The organism is Clostridium gallinarum (genome assembly GCF_014836325.1).
Taxonomy (GTDB): Bacteria; Bacillota; Clostridia; order Clostridiales; family Clostridiaceae; genus Clostridium; species Clostridium gallinarum.
This window is the reverse complement of the sequence record NZ_JACSQZ010000023.1, coordinates 1-20,636: the sequence shown is the minus strand read 5'-3', so window position 1 is coordinate 20,636 and position 20,636 is coordinate 1. Positions and strand designations below refer to the sequence as shown.

At 28.1% G+C, this 20,636-nt stretch carries 18 protein-coding genes and 1 pseudogene; 3 read left to right on the top strand and 16 right to left on the bottom strand.

Annotated features, from left to right (window positions below):
- Positions 1-21 precede the first annotated feature (21 nt).
- Entirely contained in the window at positions 22-834 is an 813-nt protein-coding gene (locus H9660_RS07880; protein WP_191749829.1) for a transporter substrate-binding domain-containing protein, read from the bottom strand.
- A 312-nt stretch (positions 835-1,146) separates the two neighbouring features.
- On the opposite strand from H9660_RS07880, the gene H9660_RS07875 reads away from it, so the two are divergent.
- Positions 1,147-2,238, top strand: coding sequence for a PRK06851 family protein (locus H9660_RS07875; RefSeq protein ID WP_341479578.1), 1,092 nt, complete (start codon positions 1,147-1,149; stop codon positions 2,236-2,238).
- Positions 2,239-2,315: 77 nt separating this feature from the next.
- Here H9660_RS07875 and H9660_RS07870 read toward each other — a convergent pair whose 3' ends face one another.
- The 7 genes and pseudogenes from H9660_RS07870 to H9660_RS07845 form a co-directional block, all read right to left on the bottom strand.
- The gene (locus tag H9660_RS07870) at positions 2,316-2,705 is read right to left on the bottom strand and encodes a pyridoxamine 5'-phosphate oxidase family protein (protein WP_191749827.1); all 390 of its coding nucleotides are present in this window, start codon (positions 2,703-2,705) and stop codon (positions 2,316-2,318) included.
- Positions 2,706-2,786: 81 nt separating this feature from the next.
- On the bottom strand, positions 2,787-3,269 hold the full coding sequence (locus H9660_RS07865; RefSeq protein ID WP_479927581.1) for a family 1 glycosylhydrolase: 483 nt from the start codon (positions 3,267-3,269) through the stop codon (positions 2,787-2,789).
- Between the two features lie 90 nt (positions 3,270-3,359).
- Positions 3,360-3,500 (bottom strand): annotated as a pseudogene (locus H9660_RS16480) (CAT RNA binding domain-containing protein); the annotation flags it as partial.
- A 250-nt stretch (positions 3,501-3,750) separates the two neighbouring features.
- Positions 3,751-4,038, bottom strand: a complete 288-nt coding sequence (locus H9660_RS07860) for a hypothetical protein (RefSeq protein WP_191749825.1) — start codon at positions 4,036-4,038, stop codon at positions 3,751-3,753.
- 3 nt (positions 4,039-4,041) lie between these two features.
- A complete protein-coding gene (gene ligA, locus H9660_RS07855) occupies positions 4,042-6,033 on the bottom strand; it encodes an NAD-dependent DNA ligase LigA (RefSeq protein ID WP_191749824.1) in 1,992 nt (663 codons plus the stop codon).
- Positions 6,034-6,185: 152 nt separating this feature from the next.
- Complete coding sequence (locus H9660_RS07850) at positions 6,186-9,491, bottom strand: UvrD-helicase domain-containing protein (RefSeq protein WP_191749823.1); 3,306 nt, start codon at positions 9,489-9,491, stop codon at positions 6,186-6,188.
- Positions 9,492-10,144: 653 nt separating this feature from the next.
- The gene (locus H9660_RS07845; RefSeq protein ID WP_191749822.1) at positions 10,145-10,861 is read right to left on the bottom strand and encodes a pseudouridine synthase; all 717 of its coding nucleotides are present in this window, start codon (positions 10,859-10,861) and stop codon (positions 10,145-10,147) included.
- 261 nt (positions 10,862-11,122) lie between these two features.
- Here H9660_RS07845 and H9660_RS07840 point away from each other — a divergent pair, with 261 nt between their 5' ends.
- Positions 11,123-12,835 (top strand): methyl-accepting chemotaxis protein, encoded by a 1,713-nt coding sequence (locus tag H9660_RS07840; RefSeq protein WP_191749821.1) that lies wholly within the window; start codon positions 11,123-11,125, stop codon positions 12,833-12,835.
- A gap of 376 nt (positions 12,836-13,211) precedes the next feature.
- Here H9660_RS07840 and rpe read toward each other — a convergent pair whose 3' ends face one another.
- The 8 genes from rpe to H9660_RS07800 all read right to left on the bottom strand — a co-directional run bounded on the left by rpe (position 13,212) and on the right by H9660_RS07800 (position 19,319).
- A complete protein-coding gene (gene rpe / locus H9660_RS07835) occupies positions 13,212-13,865 on the bottom strand; it encodes a ribulose-phosphate 3-epimerase (protein ID WP_191749820.1) in 654 nt (217 codons plus the stop codon).
- 33 nt (positions 13,866-13,898) lie between these two features.
- Positions 13,899-14,630, bottom strand: coding sequence for a GntR family transcriptional regulator (locus H9660_RS07830; protein ID WP_243190618.1), 732 nt, complete (start codon positions 14,628-14,630; stop codon positions 13,899-13,901).
- 64 nt (positions 14,631-14,694) lie between these two features.
- Positions 14,695-15,645, bottom strand: coding sequence for a Gfo/Idh/MocA family protein (locus H9660_RS07825; RefSeq protein ID WP_191749819.1), 951 nt, complete (start codon positions 15,643-15,645; stop codon positions 14,695-14,697).
- Positions 15,646-15,707: 62 nt separating this feature from the next.
- Positions 15,708-16,616, bottom strand: a complete 909-nt coding sequence (locus H9660_RS07820; protein ID WP_191749818.1) for a class I mannose-6-phosphate isomerase — start codon at positions 16,614-16,616, stop codon at positions 15,708-15,710.
- A 60-nt stretch (positions 16,617-16,676) separates the two neighbouring features.
- On the bottom strand, positions 16,677-17,507 hold the full coding sequence (locus tag H9660_RS07815) for a PTS system mannose/fructose/sorbose family transporter subunit IID (protein ID WP_191749817.1): 831 nt from the start codon (positions 17,505-17,507) through the stop codon (positions 16,677-16,679).
- A gap of 16 nt (positions 17,508-17,523) precedes the next feature.
- Positions 17,524-18,354 carry a PTS mannose/fructose/sorbose/N-acetylgalactosamine transporter subunit IIC gene (locus H9660_RS07810; protein ID WP_191749816.1) on the bottom strand — a complete coding sequence of 277 codons (831 nt, stop codon included), beginning with the start codon at positions 18,352-18,354 and terminating at the stop codon, positions 17,524-17,526.
- Positions 18,355-18,382: 28 nt separating this feature from the next.
- Positions 18,383-18,880: a PTS sugar transporter subunit IIB gene (locus H9660_RS07805; RefSeq protein WP_191749815.1), complete on the bottom strand. Its 498-nt coding sequence runs from the start codon at positions 18,878-18,880 to the stop codon at positions 18,383-18,385.
- Positions 18,881-18,908: 28 nt separating this feature from the next.
- The gene (locus H9660_RS07800; RefSeq protein WP_191749814.1) at positions 18,909-19,319 is read right to left on the bottom strand and encodes a PTS sugar transporter subunit IIA domain-containing protein; all 411 of its coding nucleotides are present in this window, start codon (positions 19,317-19,319) and stop codon (positions 18,909-18,911) included.
- Between the two features lie 408 nt (positions 19,320-19,727).
- Here H9660_RS07800 and deoC point away from each other — a divergent pair, with 408 nt between their 5' ends.
- Positions 19,728-20,438: a deoxyribose-phosphate aldolase gene (gene deoC / locus H9660_RS07795; RefSeq protein WP_191749813.1), complete on the top strand. Its 711-nt coding sequence runs from the start codon at positions 19,728-19,730 to the stop codon at positions 20,436-20,438.
- Positions 20,439-20,636 lie beyond the last annotated feature (198 nt).

The following is a 20,636-nucleotide window of genomic DNA, read 5'->3' as shown; positions in this document are numbered from 1 at the left end:
TACACTCTCCTTACTAATTTACTAATTTTGCTTTTCTGCTAATTCATTTGCTTCTATAATAAATTGATCTAATAAACCATCTTCTTTAATTCTATTAATTGTGGCATTTATCTTTTCAACTAAGTCTTCTTGTCCTTTTTGAATTCCTACAGCTGAACCACCTTCATTGTCAATTACTTTTTCTTCTGCTATCATAAGCTCTGGATTATTTTTAACTATCATTTCTGCAACTGGTAATTCTACTACTAAAGCTTCAATTTTTTCGCCTTTTAAAGCTAGAACTAAATCATTAACATTTGAAATTAATTGCAGGTCAGCTTCTGGTATTTTTTCTTCTGCTATTTGTGCTTGAACAGCTCCCATTTGAGCCCCTACTTTTTGTCCCTTTAAATCTTCAAAATTCTTATATTTATCTTTATCTTTAACTCTTACTAACATACCATGTTCAGCTTTATAATAAATATCTGAGAAATCTATGGATTTTTGTCTTTCTTCATCTGGTGTCATACCTGATATAGCTAAATCTATTTTACCAGAAGAAACTCCAGCAACTAGGTTTTCAAAATTCATATCTTTAAGTTCTAATTCTACACCTAAATCTTTTGCTATTTCATTTGCTATTTCAACATCAAATCCAACTATTTGATCATTTCCATTTTCATCTAATATATGAAATTCATACGGTGCATAATCAGCACTTAATCCAACTACTAACTTTCCTGATTCTTGTATAGATGAAAGCTTGTCTTTCTTATTACCACAACTTACAAGTCCTAACCCCATAATTCCAATAATAGTTACAGCTAATATTTTCTTTAACATTCCTTTTTTCATTTTTTAAATCCCCCTCTTATCTATTCCTATCTCTTTTGCGATAGCATAATTATACACCTATATCTTATTTTTATGCAACACCTTTCTGTATTTTTATTTATACAAATTTTATAATTATAATTTTTTTGTATAAATATTATAAAAATAGTAGTTTTTTATTTATATTTATGAAATTTATTGATTTTTTATAAATTATAAATAACAAAACTTTATGTATATTTAAAAGTTGTTAGATTATTTTATATTTTTAAGGTTTCAATTTTTTATATAATACATATATTGTTATTGGAACTTTATTACAAAAAGTTAGGAGTGATAAATTTGACATATATCAATGAAAGACATCTTTTTCTAGGAGGCAATACTTATAAGGGATTCCACTCTTTTTTCAACAATATAATAAATAAAGAAGAAGCTAATAGGGTACTTTGCATTAAGGGAGGACCTGGTACTGGAAAGTCTTATTTAATGAAAAAAGTAGCTACACATTTTTTAGATAAAGGCTACTCTATAGAATATAATCACTGTTCATCTGATGATAAATCATTAGATGGAATTGTTATACCAGAACTTAAACTAGCTATGATAGATGCTACAGCTCCACATATGGTAGATCCAATTTATCCAGGAGCAGTTGATGAAATCATAAATATGGGAATTGCTTTAGATAATGATGCTCTTTCCTTAAATAAAAAGAATTTAATGAAAGTTTATAAAGAAATCAGCAATAATTTTCAAAGAGCTTATAAATTTCTTGCAGCAGCAAAACCTATCCATGATGATTGGAGTAAATTAAATGCTGAAGCCTTAGATTATGGTAAATTTTCAACTATTACTGAAAGCTTAAAAGAACAAGTATTTAGTAAGCATAAAGCTGGGTTTGGTGATGAAAGACATGTATTTGCAACAGCTTTTACCCCTAGTGGAATTATCACCTTTGCTGAGGATTTAGCTAAAGATTACAAACAAAAATTTGTACTAAAAGGTGGCCCTGGGTTTGGTAAAAGTAAAATCCTAATAGAAATCGGAAAACTAGCTAAAAAGAAAGGTTATTTCGTTGAATATCTTCATGATCCTTTTAACCCTGAAAGGATAGAGCATATTTTAATTCCTGAAATATCTACAGCTTTAGTTACAGAAAATGAAATTAGCCAATGTTCTTTTGCTGGAAAAACTTTTGATATTAGTGATTTTTCTAACCCTTCAATTATTTCTAAAAATAAAAGTGAAATAGAGTATGATAAAGAAAAATTCTATGAACTAATTGATAAAGCTCTTTTCTTAATCTCAGAAGCACATAGAATTCACGATGACTTAGAAGCTTATTATATTAAATCTATAGATTTTAGTGTCTTAGATAAAATTTATACTGATGTAATTCAAAAATTCGAGAAGTACATTTAAAAATATAGAAAGTATCATAGTAAGTTCCAAGTCACCTTGCTATGATACTTTAACACCTACAAGCTGAAGGCTGAAAATTATAACTTTATTGTTTCTTCACCTTTTATAGAATATTTTTTAGCTACTGCGTTTTGCAAACTAAAAATTTCAAAAATATCTTCTTTTCCTTGATACATTTTTGCTACTCCCGGCTGCGCTTTAAACATAGCTTCTTTTAATTCATCACTTGTTTCTTTAATAGCTTCTCCAGAAATTCTAATCCAGGTTCCTTTATTAAATGCACATAACTCAACCTTAGGATTCTCTATCATTTGTTTATATACATTCTTTGTTGAATTTGTATTAAAGTATAACTTGTTATTAAGTGCTAATAATCCTCCAAAAGGTCTTACTCTTGGCTGATCATCTTCTACAGTAGCTATGAAAAACATTTTTGCATCATCAAAAAACTTAATTATCTCCTCCATAATACACCCCTTTTTAAATAAACCAGAAATAAATTCCCCTTTTTAAGAAATCTACTTCTGGTCTTTTTATAAATTATATAATTATTCTAAATCTTCTCCATTAGAAGCTATAACTTTCTTATACCAGTCAAAAGATTTCTTTTTATATCTTTTAAAGGTTCCATTTCCATCATCGTCTCTATCTACATAAATAAAGCCATAACGCTTAGACATTTGACCTGTACTTGCAGCAACTAGGTCAATACATCCCCAACTTGTATATCCTAAAACTTCAACTCCATCTAATTCAATAGCATCCTTCATAGCCTTTATATGTTCTCTAAGATATTCAATTCTATAATAATCTTCATCAAATTTAGAAACTAATTTTTCATTAATTTTAGAAACTACTTGTCGTGAAATTTCAAATTCCTTTTTATATAATCTTTTTATATCCCAAAGCATTGTATTTTTAACATATGCTCCAACTTCTGCTCTTTCAAGAAGCGTATTTATATGATCTGTTAAAGTAATATATATTGAATTATTAAGTTTTTTATCTAATGATTCTCTAATATAATTTATTAAGCTTTCTATAAAATCAAAATTTGCTAAATCAATTTCACTAACTAATTTTGCAAAGTGATTAAAATCATATCCTTTTTCATTTGTAAATATTTTTTCAATTTTATCCTCAGGTACTACTTGTCCTTTTTTTGCTCCATAGGCAAGTCCCTTTCCCATAACAACAACTTCTTCTTTTTTTTCATTTTCAGCAATTATAACATTATTATTTAACATCTGTTTTATTATCATAATTCCTCCTAAATAACAAAAACCCATTTACAAACATACTAAAAATAAATAAATACCTCAGTAATGCTTGTAAATAGGTTTCGCATAACTTAATATTAACAATCCAATTTACATTTTTAATATACACCTTTCAGTAAACGATGCCAATACTTTTTTTGGTTTTTTTATAAAAATATTTCCATAACATAATAAAGAAGCTATTGCTTTTTTATCCTCTGCTGCAATAGCTTCTTTCTTTATTTTAATTTATTCATTTTACTAAGTTCATTATAAAAAACAAAGATATAAGAGAAATAATTATACATACTATTGCATAAATATATTTTTCTCTTCCAACTTTATTTATAGCAAATCTTATAGCCCATAAGGCCATAGTTATACACAAACCTATTTGCAATGGAAGATAGGAGTTAAATATCGGCATACTATTAATAAAATGATAGGTTGTTAAAAAAGTTAGAACAATGATTACACTTGTTATAAATGCAGCCAAAGTACATATAAATGTAATCGTATCTCTAATACTAAATTTCTTCATTCTCTACTCCTTTATTAAATCTTCAAACTCCTCTTCATTAAGTACTTTAACCCCAAGTTCAATTGCTTTAGTTAATTTTGAACCTGCTTCTTCTCCTGCTATAACAAAATCTGTTTTTTTACTAACACTTCCTGAAACTTTTGCACCTAAGGTTTCTAATTTAGCCTTTATTTCTCCTCTTGAATAATTATTTAATGTTCCAGTAACTACTACTGTTTTGCCTTCAAAAGGACTTTCTATTATCACTTTTTCTTCATATCTTGGATTAACTCCAAGTTCTAGTAATTCATTAATAGTTCTTATAGCCTTTTCTTCCTTGAAGAATTCCATAACACCTCTAGCTACTATGTCTCCAACATCTTGAACAGAAACTAATTCTTCAAAGGTAGCATTCTTTAAACCTTCTATAGATTTAAAATTATTAACTAAGTCCTTTGCAGTTTTAACTCCCACATTAGGAATTCCTAAAGAGTATATAAATCTATATAATTCACAATCTTTACTCTTCTCAACTGCATCTAAAAGATTTTGTGCTTTCTTAGGTCCAAATTTATCTAATTGTAATAACTCTTCCTTTTGAAGTTTATATAAATCTGCCATTGATTTTATATCTAACTTTTCAAATAATTGCTCTGCTGTTTTCTCTGAAAATCCTTCAATATTCATAGCATCTCTAGATGCAAAATGAACTATGCTTTTTACCATTTGTGGCTTACAAGATAAAGTATTTTCGCAGAAATAATGAACTCCATTTTGAACTAAATGAGCTCCACAAGCTGGGCAAGTTTCCGGTACATTTATTTCTTCTGTTCCTTCTAAAGATTCCTCTACTACTCCCATAATTTCAGGAATAACATCATTAGATCTTCTTACAAAAACTTCTGCACCTATTCTTACACCTTTTCTTCTTATATCATCAATATTATTTAATGTAGCTCTCTTTACAGTTACACCTGCAAGTTCAATTGGTTCTAATATAGCTGTTGGTCCAACTCTTCCACTTCTTCCAACATTCCATTCTACATCTAAAAGCTTAGTTGTAGCTTCTTGAGCTTCAAACTTATAAGCTATAGCCCATTTAGGGAATTTTACTGTATATCCCATAAGCTCTCTAGTTCTTATGTCATCAACAGCTATAACTACCCCATCAATATCGTAATTCAAATCAAATCTTATACTATTAATATATTCAATTTCCTTTTCTATTTCTTCAATTGTTGTACAGAATTTAACATAATCATCCATAGGGAAACCTTTTTCTTTTATGAAGTTTAACATTTCTTCATAGGTTTTAAATGGTTCACCCTCTTTATATCCTACATCATAGAAAAATGCTGATAAATTTCTCTTTGCAGTTTCCTTTAAATTTAAGTTTCTTAAAGCACCAGCTGCCCCATTTCTTAAATTCTTAAGAGGCACTACAGCAGTTTTATTATAATTTTCAAAGGCTTCAGTAGTCATTATAGCCTCTCCATGTATTTCAAATAAATCATTATTGTTTATTTTTAATGGAATAGACTTTATAGTTTTAACTTGAGCAGAAACCTCTTCACCAACTTCACCATTTCCTCTTGTAGCAGCCGCAACTAATATTCCATTTTCATCATATGTTAAATTTACTGTAAGACCATCAAATTTCTTTGTTAATACATATCTAAGACTTGGAAGATTTTCTCCCCTTGCATTCATTTCATTTACAAACTTAATATTTCTATTATGCCAATCCTTAAGCTCCTCTACACTTTGAGCCTTATCCAAACTCCAAAGTCTAGCCCTATGAGTATACTTGCTAAAGCCCTCTAATACCCTATCACCAACCCTTAACGTTGGCGAATAAGGAAGAACATAACCAGTTTCCTCCTCCAAAGCCTTTAACTCATAATACTTTTCATCATATTCCTTATCAGTTACAGAAGGATTATCTAAGGAATAATACTCATAAGCATATCTATTTAACTCTTCAACTAATTCCTCTATTCTTTTCTTTTTATCCAAATAAAACACCTCGCTTAAATGAAAAATGTAAAATGTAAAATGTAGAATTATGGATGTAATTTGTTCCAAATTACTAAAATATAATTAATTCCTAAACTCCGCAGGAGTTTATTCCTCAATTTTACATTTTTAATTCTACATTCTAAATTCTGCTACAGCAGCTCCAGGTTTGCTAATGAAAGCATAAGTATCTTTATGCCTTGGCTATCAAAGGCTATAGTTAGCTTTTTATCGCTTCCTGTGTCTGCTATTGAAACTACTGTTCCAACTCCGAATTTACTATGTTTAACTTTTCTTCCTATTGTAACATCATTTGCTGATACAGTTGATGTTTGTTTTGGAGTTTGTGGTTTTGGCATAGTCATAGAGCTTCCTCTTAAGCTATGTGGATTATTGTATCTTGTATTGCTTGGGAACATTGTTTTTCTAGTTTCTTGAGCTCCTCCAGTTGCTGAAACATATTCTTTTAAGTCTGCTTTAATTTCTGCTATAAAGTCTGATTGAGGATAGGCTACAGTTCTTCCAAATTGTCTTCTAACCTCTGCTGAAGTCATAAATAATTGTTCTTTAGCTCTTGTTATTCCAACATAACACAATCTTCTAGACTCTTCCATTTCTGATTCGCTATCAAAGGAAGAAACTCCTGGGAATATTCCATTTTCCATACCAACCATAAATACTACTGGGAACTCTAACCCCTTAGCACTATGAACAGTCATTAAAACTATAGTATCATCTTCCTCTTCAAGCTTATCTGTATCTTGAACTAATGAAACTTTTTCAAGGTATGCAGATAAACTCTTATCTTCACTACTCTTTTCAAAATCAACAGCATCTGATACTAATTCCTTTAAGTTTTCTATTCTACTCTTATCTTCTATTTCCTTAGATTTTTCTAACTCTGAAATATATCCAGTTTCCTTTAATATAGTTTCTATTAAAACAGATACAGGTAAAACTTCACTCATATCAATGAATCTATTCATCATTTCCATGAAGTTTTCTATTCCTCCACAGTTTCTTGCAGTAAGAGTTGATATATTTCTAACTGTACTTAATGCATCCCATAGAGGTATTTCATAATCATCAGCAAAGTCAGCAACTTTATTAACAGTTGCATCTCCTATTCCTCTCTTTGGAACATTTATTATTCTTTTTAAGCTTATGCTATCTGTTGGATTTACTAATACCTTTAAATATGAAAGCATATCCTTAATTTCTTTTCTATCATAGAATCTTGTTCCACCTAAGATTTTATAAGGAATATCATTTCTTCTTAAACTTTCCTCAAATATACGTGATTGAGCATTAGTTCTATACAGAATTGCAAAATCCTTAAAGCTTAAGTTTTGTTCATCCTTTATCTTATTTATTTGACTTGCTACGAAGTTACCTTCGTCAGAATCTGAATAAGCTCTATAAACCTTTATCTTATTTCCACTTTCTTGTTCAGTTCTTAAAACTTTACTTTTTCTATTAGCATTATTAACTATAACTACATTAGCTGCATCTAATATATTTCCCTTTGAACGATAATTTTGTTCAAGTTTTATTACCTTTGCATTAGGATAATCTTTTTCAAAGTCTAAAATATTTCTAATATCTGCGCCTCTCCATTGGTAAATACAATTATGAACAACCACATCATTAGCTATATAGTTTCTTGAATAATCTATATTTAAGTCATATACATTCCCAGTATAATCTTCAAATTCTATGCAAATTATTTTGTCTTCAATTATGATGTCATTTTCTAAAATAGCTAAACCCATACCTTCTTTTAAACTTCCCATTGGCATAAACTTAAAGGTATTATCTGATGTCAATTTAGCTTTTCTAACTATTTCAAATTCATCATTAGTTTCTGATAACTTTCTTGCAAATTCTTCTGCATCATCATATAATGCTCTTTCCGTTTCTACTCTAAAAGTTTTTCTTTGCCCATCTCTTACATTAAAGCCTGCACTTATAAATTTATTCTTATCATCTTCTCCTGAAGAATTCAATCCTATTCTATGTGAATATACTCCTCTTTCTTCAGATTTACGTCCACTAAAAAAGCTTAAATTAATTAGCTTTCTTATACTTTCTCCCCTAATAACTGCAGAGCTTATATGATGTGGATAATCCTTATATAAAAATTCTTCATCCATTAATCTATCTGCTGCATCAAAGGTATTTATCTCTTTAAATAGATTATCGATTTGTTCTTGGCTTAAGCTTATATTTCTTCCTCTAGAATTAAATACTACCTTCGGAATTCCGTATTTAACAGAATAAAACTCTTCATAATAAGTTGCTTCACTCTTAGATGAGCAAACCTTAATTATCCACATTTTATCTGCTTGTTCTCCATTTAATCTAACTGCTAGCCCACTAGCCTTTCTATTATCTCTACTTCTAATTGAAGAAGTTTGACCTATTCTATATCCATATCCCTTTTTGTACATAAGATATACATAATACTTTCCTTCTTCTATTAACACTCTTGAAAAAGTTAAATGATTTGGAGTTGCTTTAATTACTTTTCCACTTTCAGTAGTTACTTTTACTACTTTACCTTTATATTCTCTTTTAGAAATATCCTTAACATCAATTAATTTAGTCTCACCATTACCCACTGCAACTCTTATTTTGAAACCTTCTTTTAAATCTTCAATTGCTAATTTTCCATTTTCAGATTCAACTAAAGTTCCTTCAACTAAACATTGGTCATCATCACCAACTACACATATATTCTTATGACTTTCTGCAAGTAATCTAATTAATTCATATTGAACTTTGTTTGTATCTTGATACTCATCTACCATAATATATTGGAATTTTCTTTGGTAGAATTCTAGCGTTTCCTTATTACTCTTAAATAATTCAACAGTTTTAAAAATTAAATCATCGAAATCTAAGGCATTGTTTTCCTTTAGTCTTTTTTGATACATCTCGTAAACTTCTGCAATCTTCTTTTCTCTGAAATTACTTTCATTTTCTCTCATAAAGCTTGCAGGACTTTGCATATTATCCTTTGCTTTTCCTATCTTACTCATAATTTCTCTATCAGTTATATCTTTATCATTAATATTTAAAGCTTGCATACATTCCTTTACAAGTGTTTTTTGATCTGAAGTATCATAAATAGTAAAGTTTTTCTTATATCCAATCTTCTCTATTTCTCTTCTAAGTATTTTTACACAAGTAGAGTGGAATGTTGATATCCACATATCATCCGCTCTTTCTCCTATTAAGGCTTTTACTCTATCCTTCATTTCCTTAGCTGCTTTATTTGTAAAAGTTATAGCTAAAATTTTATATGGTAAAATGCCTAAATCATCTATCATATGAGCCATTCTATGGGTCAAAACTCTAGTTTTTCCTGAACCAGCTCCTGCTAGTATTAATACTTGACCTTCTACAGTAGTAGCTCCTTCGTATTGTTCTTTGTTAAGTAATGACTTTAAATCCATCTATCTAGACTCCTTTCCTATTACTAACATATTATATCATACATATCTTTTATATTGTTGCCCAAAAACTATAATTAGATTGTAAGTTACACATAAAAAAGTGTTATAATATTTATTCCCTATTTTACAAATTAAAATAACCAAAAGAGTTTACAATAATCACATTTATTTGGATATCAATTATTCTAAATTAATATCTTATAACATTTCAACTCCCCATAGTATTTTGAAACTTTTATAGTCATATTCTTATCCAAAAGATTTTTTTCTTTCATTTATTTTCTTTTTTTATTTTCCATATGAAATATTATGAAATTTATATTTTTTTAATGCTTATAAAAATATATAAATATTCTTCATTTAATGTAAAAAACCTAATAAATAAATGATATTGTTTTCTTTTATCACTTTATCAAATTAAAGTAATAAGTAAAGGTTTTTATTTATTTTTACGCAACAAAAAAACGCAACCCTTGGGGCTAGGTTGCGCTTTAGCAATAAGCAATAAATAAAAAGGGGGCTATTTATTCCTTTTATTTATCCTTGCACTGATATTATAGTGTATATATGTATATAATGCAAGATATTTTGAAAGATTATCACAAAAAAATTATAAAAATGAATTATTTTAATTCATTTTTATAAAACATTCGTTAAAAACCTTTTAAAATACTTACTTCTTCTTCTGTTAGTTCTCTATATTCGCCTTCTTCTAGCTCTTCATCTAGCTTTAAAGTTCCAAATTCAACTCTTTTTAAATAAACTACACTTTTATCTACTGCTTCAAACATTCTCTTAACTTGATGGAACTTACCTTCTTGAATTGTTACCATAACTTCTGAACCTTCGTCTGTAGCACTTAATATTTCAAGTTTAGCTTCTTTACATAAGTATCCATCATCTAAAGTTATACCATTTTTAAACTTTTTAACATCATCTTCTGTAACTTTCTTATCTATTTTAGCATAATAAACTTTATCAACTTTCCACTTAGGTGATATTAATCTATGGTTTAATTCACCATCATTAGTTAATAATAAAAGTCCAACTGTATCCTTATCTAATCTTCCAACTGGGAATGGATTAAATACTTGATGCTCAACTTCTAATAAATCTACTACAGTTTCATCTCTATTATCAAAAGTAGCTGATACTACCCCATCAGGCTTATTCATCATTAAATAAATATATTTTCTATAAAAAATTTCTTCTCCATTTACAATTATCTTATCTACTTCAGGGTCTACTTGCATTCCATTATCTTTTACTACTTCATCATTAACTTCAATAAGTCCTTTTTTTACAGCCTGTTTTATTTCTTTTCTACTTCCATACCCTAAATTAGATAAAACCTTATCTAGTCTTTCCATAAAGACACCTTCTTTCTCGATTTATTTTAAACTACTAGTAATTATTTTATTACCTTTTTACTTAAAAGAAAAGAAAGTTTTTGCTTTTATAATTCACAGAATTTTTTATTAACAATATTTACTTTGTTAAATATTATTTTTCTACATTTTTATTAACAATATTTACTTTTTTTTAAATATTATTTATTATATTTTTACACAGTATTTTACTAAATATAAACATCTTGTTAAAATAAATTTCTTTTTGTGGAGGAAAATTAAATGAATTTACTAAAAAACACCAAAATTTCAACAAAACTTATTTGTGCTTTTCTCCTTCTAGGAGTATTAACTGTTTTAATTGGTACATTTGGACTTATTAGTATCAATAAATCTAATGCCGGAACTAAAAGACTATATCATGATAATGTTGTTGGTATATCATCAATTAGTACTCTTAATAAAAACAATACTGTTGTTCATCTAAAAACTACCTTATTATTAACATCAAATGATAAAGATTTTATAAATAAACAACTAGATCATATTAATAGATTAACAGAAGAAAATAAACAATTAATAAAGACTTATAAAAGTGGTATAACAAGAGAAAAAGATAAAATATTATTTAATGAATTTGAAACTTACTTAAATGAATACACAACTTCTAGAGATAATTTAATTTCTTTATTTCAAGCTGGTAAACAAGATGAAGTTAAGCAATTATATGAAGAACTTGAAAATATAAAAACAAAAATAGATGAAGTATTAAGTGAATTAGTTACTTTAAATGATGAATGGGCTATTGAAACTTTAAATGAAAATAACCTTTCATTTAAACAAACATTTATTGCAACTTTCTTGATATCTTTAATATCATTAATAATACTTATTACCATTGCAATAATGCTTATTAAATCTATAACAACTTCTATTAAGGAAATTTTAGATTTATCAAATAGATTATCTAAATATGACTTTTCTGAGAATATAAATTTAAAAAGCAACGATGAATTTGGTATAGTAGCTGATTCATTAAATAAAGCTCAAAGCAATATTAAAGATTTAATAAAAGATGTTATTTATGGATCTGAAGAAATAAGTGCTGCTAGTGAAGAATTAGCTGCTTCAGTAGAGGAATTAACTTTCCAATTTAAAGAGATAAATAATTCTACTTTTGAAGTTACTAATATAGTTCATGAAACTAGTGCTACTACTGAAGAATTAACAGCTTCTGCTGCAGAAATAGAAGAAAATGTATCTCTATTAGCAACTAAAGCAACAGAGGTTAAAGAAAATGCTGAAGATATAAAAAATAGAGCAACTGAAATAAAAGATAATACGGTTTCTGTAATTACTAACACTAAAAATGTATATGATAATGTTGAAGAAGCTATACTTAACTCAATTAAAAAAGCAAGTGTTGTAGAAGAAATAATAGAAATGGCTAATATTATTGAAAATATATCAAAACAAACTAATTTATTAGCCTTAAATGCAGCAATTGAAGCTGCTAGAGCTGGTGAACAAGGAAAAGGCTTTGCTGTTGTAGCTGATGAAGTTAGAAAACTTGCTGAACAATCATCTGAAGCAGTTAATAAAGTTAAACTTACTATAAATGATGTAAAAAAAGCATTTAATTCAATTTCTAATTATAGTACAGAATTACTAGATTTTATGGGAAATGATGTAATGAAACAATTTAATGGTTTTATACAAGTTGGAGAACAATATGAATATGATGGTATTTTCTCAAATAAAATGTCTGAAGAAATTGCATTAATGAGCAAAGAATTTTATTCTAGAACAAAAGAAATTTCAGATGCTATTACGGTGGTAGCTGAAATGGCTGAAAATTCATCTAAGAATTTAATTAATGTTAAGCAAGGAATAAATGATTCTACAAATGCTATAAGCCAAATTGCTAAAACAGCTCAAGGACAAGCTGATCTAGCCCAAAAATTAACAAAGACTGTTTCAAAGTTTAAAATATAAAAAAGTGTTAAAGTATCATACCAAGGTTCAATCAAAATCTAAAAGTGACCTTACTATGATACTTTAACACTTTCAAACTTAAAAATATTATTAACATATTAAAATAGTATTTAAAATTTAATATAAGATGATGGCTATTTTAGATTCTTAAGTATTAACCATTGTTTTTTATAAATAATAAAAGTTATTTATATTAATGTAACAAAAATATATTAAAAATTTTTATATAATAAACTACAAATTGAAAATTATCTTTGTATAGAATCTTACAATATTCCCGTGATTTCTTTCTTCTAATATACATATAGTATTAATTAATATATTTATAATTAAATACTAATATTATTTTCTTATATCATTTATATTTTTTAAGTAATTAATTATACTTTCTTAAACTATTTATAATTTTGTCATAATCTTTATTTTTCCCAAACAATGCTGCTGTTCCAAGAACAAAACCATCAACTCCTTTTTCACTTAAAATTTTTATTCTACTATGCGAACAAGCACCATCAATAATTATTTTATAATTATATTTGTCTTTTACATTTAATAGTTTTTCTATTTTTTCATCAACAAAATCAATATATTCCTGTCCTGAAAAACCTGGATTCACTGTCATTATCAAAACATAATCAGATAAATACAAAAGTGGTTCTATAGTATAGAATGCTGTCCCTGGATTAATCGCTATCCCCGCTTTAATCCTCTTACTTTTGATTTTCTGAAGAGTTCTTACAATATGACTATCTGCTTCTGGATGTACATATATAATATCCACCCCCAAATTCACAAACATATCTATATATCGATTCGGTTCTTCTATCATTAGATGAACATCTACAGGTTTTATAGATTTCTCACATATATACTTTATATCTTGCAATCCCATCCCAAAATTAGGTACATAATTCCCATCCATTACATCTAAATGAAAAATATCAATACCTGCATTTTCTAAAGATTCTATTTCTTTCTCCAAATATCTATAATCAGCACACATCATTGATGGACATAATAATTTCTTCATATATAATAACCTCCATATTGATTAAATAATGCTTTAAACATTTTTGCTATTATCTATTTCTATAACAAAAGAATTTAAATCACCTCTATATTTTGCTATAGAGTATTCTATAGGATTTCTATTATATGTATGACCTATGGAAATAAACCTAAATATAGGATCTCCCATCTCAATATCTAATAATACACTTGTTGATTCATCTGCTTTCATCACTTCAAGATAACGAGTAATGCTGATAATAGGAAAGTTATATGATGACAATACATTATAAATTGACTCTTTAGTAAAATTATGTTTTAAAAACTCTGGTAAAATATCAGCTTTAATATAAGTAATTACAAATACAACTGGATCATCTCCTGCATATCTTAGTCTTACTATCTTATATACACTTTCTCCTTCCTTCAAATTAAGCTTATCACAAACCTCATTACTTGCCTCTTCTAATTTACATGAAATTACTTTGGTTTTAGGTTCTAATCCTTTGCCCTTAATTTCATTGTTATAACTTTGTAAAATATTGGTGAATTCTTGAGGTATTTTTTTTCGAATTACTATGGTACCTTTTCTTTTTTTTCTCTCAAGGTATCCTTCATTTACAAGCCCCTGTATCGCTTGCCTTATTGTAGGTCTACTAACCTTATATTCTTCTGCCAAATCCATTTCACTAGGTATAATTTCATTTTCCTTATAAACTCCAGATTTTATCTTAGATAAAATATCAGCTTTTATATTTAGATGTAATGGCATTTTATCATTCTTCATTAACTCAAACAACTCCTTTAAAGTACATATTCTTCAAAATACTTCCCTATATAATATCACAAAACTATTTTTTATAACATTTATCCATTATTTTTCTTACATCCATAGTTAGTTTCAAAGTATAATTTTCTTCATTATTTATAATCATATTAGTGACCTCTTCTATAGTATAGGCAAATCGTCTTTCTGATTTCCCATTCTCAAAAATAGTTTTTTCACCTTGTCTAGAAACAAATTCTATCCTAGTAGCTTGTGGATAATTAAAAATTTCGAAATATCCTTCTTCGTAAGCTATAACACCTTTCTTAGGTTGCTTTGCTCTAAATGTTAAGCTAATAACTGCAACTTCATCTTCTTTATTTCTCATAATTATTCCAGTAGTCTCATCTACTCCTGAGGGATGATTATTTGTTAAGCTCAATATCTCTTCAGGACAACTAGTCATAAATAATCTTGCTAAAGAAATTGCATACACTCCAATATCATTTAGAGCTCCACCAGCAAGTTGTGGATTAAAAAAATACATCTCTGATTGTTCTTCTTTATAACTTCCAAAGGCAATTTGTAACATTTTCAATTTTCCTAAATAATTTTTTTCTATCCAATCTCTAACTGTTTTTATAACTGGCATATGATATATTGTCATAGATTCAACTACATATAGATTTTTCTCTTTTGCAATTTTTACTATACTATCTAACTCATCATAACTTATAGTAATTGGCTTTTCACAAAGAATATTTTTATTATTATCTAATGCCTTCTTCATAATTTCAAAATGAAAATTATGAGGTATTGCTATATAAACAATATCTATATCTTTATCCTCTAATAGCTCCTCATAGCTTCCATAGGCTCTTTTAATATTATATTTTTGAGCAAAATCTTGAGATTTTTCAATACTTCTAGATGCTACTGCACAAAGTTTGGCTGATGATTTTTGAAGTATAAACTCCTTAGCAAATTGATTGGCTACATTCCCAGTACCTATAATACCCCAATTTAGCTTTTTCATATTTCTCCTCCTTAATCTATTATATTCGTATTCAATAATTTCTAAAATATCTTAACCTTATTTTATCTCCAATAAGTACATGGAGTAGCTACAATAGCCTTAAAAGCTCCATCAATATTAATAATTTCCCCCGGGAGAACTACTATACTAATACCTTTCTTTACTAGTTCCTTATTAATTCTTCCAATTCCTTCTATAACTGTTATTACTATAGCTATTTCTTTTTCATTCTTAAAGCTATCTTTTAATTCTTTTTTTATTATGCTATAAGGATATTCTAACTGTATATTTCCTTCTATTAACGGTACCCTTTTCACCTTATTATTTAAATTCAATGCATCAATAGCTCTATTTAAATGTAATTCTCTTTTTTCTCCATTACTATCTAATCTATCATAATCATAAAATCTATAAGTAATATCAGTAGATTGTTGTATTTCATATACTAAAGAACCCTCTGTCATTGCATGAAGTGTAGAGGATGGAATGAATACTAAATCATCTTTATTTACCTCTTCTTTTCCTACAACTTTTTCATATTGTCCACTATTTATTAGTTGAGCTATTTTTTCCTTGCTATCCACAAGAGCCCCTGAATAAATCCATCCATTTTTAGGAGGCTCTATGAAATACCAAGATTCACTTTTACCATACAAACCCAATCCGTTTTTTTTAGCATATTCATCTCCTGGATGCACTTGAACACTTAAATTATCATCACAGGCAGTAAAAGAAATAATAAGAGGATATACTTCTCCTTTTTTTAATCCAAAAATTTCCGGATTATTCTTTACCACATCATAAAAACTCTTACCTAAAAAATCACCCCCTACAATCTCATTGGATAAACCTTCAATTGCTGAAAGTGAATATATAGAGCCTATTTTTTCTATACTTTCATCACCACTATATTCATGAAGCCTCGGCGTGCCCCATATCCTTTCCTTTGATATCGGATTTAAAATTAACATATTTAATTCCTCCTCTTTTATAAAATTAATGAGCCTGAGTTAAATTCAGGCTCATCCTTATTAAAATATTCCTATTGCTACTCCAATTGTTGCAATAACTGTTAATATAAGTATTACTTTTGTTGCTGACAATTGCTTTTTAGATATTAAATACCAAGCAAGAATAACCATTGCTAAAGGTAATATTCCTGGGAATATACTATCTAATACCTCCTGAAGAACTTTAACTTCTTCTCCCATTGGTATAGTTAGTTTTGTATTTAATACAATATTTGATGATGCAAGTCCTCCAATAACCATTACCCCAAGTATATTAAATGCATCAGTAATTCTCTTAGCATCTTCTCCAACAATGTAGTCAATGGCATTTACTCCAAGCCTATAACCACTATGGAAACAAAAATAAGATATAAGCGTACCAACTACTCCATATGCAATTATATAAAATATTGGACCTAGAGCATTTCCTCCCACTGCTAAACCCATAGCTATAGAAAGAAGTATTGGTACTATAATTCCCTGAATAATTGAATCCCCAATCCCAGCAAGAGGTCCCATTAAAGTAGTCTTTATATTTACTGGCATTTCAGGTGATACATCTCCACCAAGTGCTATTTGCTCCTCAAGACTAGCAACTATACCATTAACTAATTGCCCTGTCTGTGGTTCTGTATTATAAAACATTGATTGTCTTACCAACAATTCTTTAGCCTTTTCAGGATCATTCTTATAATATTTTTTTACAAATGGAATATATGAATACGCCCAAGCATGTGCTTGTAATTTTTCATAACTCATTGATGAAAGATGAGTAAAAGCCCATCTAGACCATATAGTATTTAACTCTTTCTTAGATAATTTTTTCTCTTGATTAACTTTATTATCTGCCATCTTTTTCACTCCTCACTTAAAACAAATCATCATCTTCGAATACATCTTCATTAGAAGTTTGAACTCCATTTGTAGCTACTACAACTTTACCTTTAGCACTAGCTATGTAATACATATAGGCTACTAATGCAGCCACAAATACTAAAGCAATCATAGATAGTCCTGCAAGAGCCATAAGAACAAATCCTACGAAGAAGAAGATAAAATGAGCAGGTTCCTTTATAACAATATTCATAAGCATTGCTATGCCTAGTGCTGGTAAAACACCACCTAAAACAGAAATAACATCAGTAATAATTTGAGGAACATTACTTAATAAAGAATCTACCAAACCTTGTCCAAAGTATATTGCTAAAAATATAGGAACTGCTCTTAGTAAGAAAGTTGTAATTTGAGGATATATTAAATGGTTCATAGTTATACCTTTAGTATCCCCCTCTTCAGCAGCCTTTTGAGCTTTAGTATTCCAAAATGAATATAATGCCATTCTTGTGTTATAGAAAATAAGTCCAAAAGTTTGTCCTATTAATATAGAAAGAGTAACAGCTAATGCCGGATCCTTAGTAGTTGCCATAGCAAGTCCTATACCACCATAACCGGCATAAGAAATCTCACTATTAGTAGCTCCACCTGTTGTAAGGTTAGCTATAAAAACAGCTTGTACAGCCAATCCGCAAAGAACTCCAGCTTGAATATCCCCAAAAGCTATACCACATAAAAGTCCAGCTACTAATGGTCTTCCTACTATGTAAAATCCTCCCGTCATCCCCAATAACCAGGGAGTTTCTATAGCTCCTAAGTAACAGAAAACACCAGTTAATAATGCAGATAAAAATAAATTATCCATCTCCAATCTCCTCCCTTATACCTTTATATTATTTAATTTCATTATATTTAGCTTTCATTGTAGACCAACTCTTTATATCATCATCTGGTAATAGTTGAAATTGTATTACATATCCCTTAGATTCCAAAAACTCAAATGCTTCATAATCCTTTTCATCAATTGCTACTGTTCTTCCTAATACCTTTGCACCAGCTCTACTATTCATTGGTCCAATATTTATTTCTTTCTTTCCAAGCTCTACTCCCTTTTCCACTAACTTTGATAAATATTGAGGAGAATTAGAAATTATAAAGAAATCCTTATCCGATTCAATCGCTCTAGAAACTTTATCTACAGCTTGATCTACAGAATATATTCCTACTTTTAGATTTCCAGCTGCCGCCTTTAAAACTCTTTTTCTAAGCTCATCCTTAGCAACATCATCTCCTATAGCCATTATACTTTGAACTGGACGTAATTTTGACCATCTTGTTGTTGTTTGTCCGTGTATAACACGATCATCTACTCTTATTAATGAAATACTCATTTGAAACACCTCTTTATTAATATTATTTTTAAAATTCTAAATCATCTTCATTATCTTCAAAAGTTAAAGCTTCTATTCCTGATTTTCCTGATTCTGAAGCTATCAAAACAGCTTCATCTAGATTATCTAAATTAGTTATTCCTATTTCTATTAACATAGGTAAATTTAAACCAGCCACTACTCTAACTTTATCCTGATGAGATAAAGCATAAGTAAAACTTTCATTATATGGAGTTCCTCCTTTCAAATCACAAAGTATAAGAACATCATCAGATTCTATAATCTGATCTAGCTTCTCCCTTAATGTATTAGAGAATTTTCCTATCCCGTCTTCGTCTAAAGTAACATATGATATTCTCTCATTAGTTCCTGCTATCATCTCATAAGATTGTAAAATTCCCTTCGCAAAATTACCATGACTTGTTAAAATTATCTTCACACCCAGCACCTCCTATTGCAATTACATATAACTTATGTAATTACATATTATCATCTTATACGTTTATAATAATATCTTTTTTTGCTTATGTCAACGATTTCTAAGAAATTTTTTACAATTAATTTTTAGATCAGATAATCTTAAAAATTAATTTAGTTTCTACTTCTTATATTTTATAAAAATTAAAAATTATTCTAGAAAACGTTTTTAACGACGTTTTTTTTACATATTTATGTATTTTTTTACTTCATATTATTAAAATAGTCTTCATATAGCACTATTATTTTTTACTATTATAAAACTATAATAGTATCTTCCTTATTTTTCATAATAAAATATTTGACATTTTTATATTGCTATGATAAATTAAATATGTAATTACATATTCGAGTGATGAGGGGTGTAAACATGAAAAAATATACATTAGATCAGTTATCAAGATTAATAGATCATACAAATTTAAGTCCAATGGCATCAGAAAATGATATGAAAAAACTTTGCGAAGAAGCAAAATCCTACCATTTTAAAATGGTAGCAATTAATCAAGTTCAATCAGCTTTTTGTTCTAAAGAATTATCTGGAACAGATATTAATGTTGGTGCTGCTATAGCCTTTCCATTGGGACAAACCTCTATAGAATCAAAGGTATTTGAAACAGAGGATGCAATAAAAAATGGAGCAACAGAAATAGACTATGTTATAAATATTACAAAATTAAAAGAAAAAGATTATAATTATTTAAAATCTGAGATGGAACAAATTGTTGATGTATGTAAAAAAAATAATGTTGTATCAAAAGTAATTTTTGAAAATTGCTATCTTACAAAAGAAGAAATTAAAAAGATGGCAGAAATCGCTCTAATAGTAAAACCAGATTTCATTAAAACTTCTACAGGTTTTGGTACTGGTGGGGCTACTTTAGAAGACGTAAAACTTATGAAAGAAATTGTTGGAGACTCTGTTAAAGTTAAAGCTGCTGGTGGTATTAGAAATGCGGATACTTTTAAAGCAATGATAGCTGCAGGTGCAGAAAGAATTGGTTGTAGTGCTGGTATTCCAATAATAGAATCATTAAAAGCTGAAATGGAATTAAATAAAGTAGATTTTATAGAAATATAGGCAATTTATATATTTAAAAATTATAAATATCCAAAATATTCTATAATTAAAATTTTTTTATAGCTAATAATTTACTAATAAAAAATATAACTAGAAATTTTATTTCTAGTTATATTTTTTATTTCAGACTGCTGACAAAGTGTCAGCAGTCTTTAATTTTATATAATTATCTAATATAATTTAAATATATTATTTTTT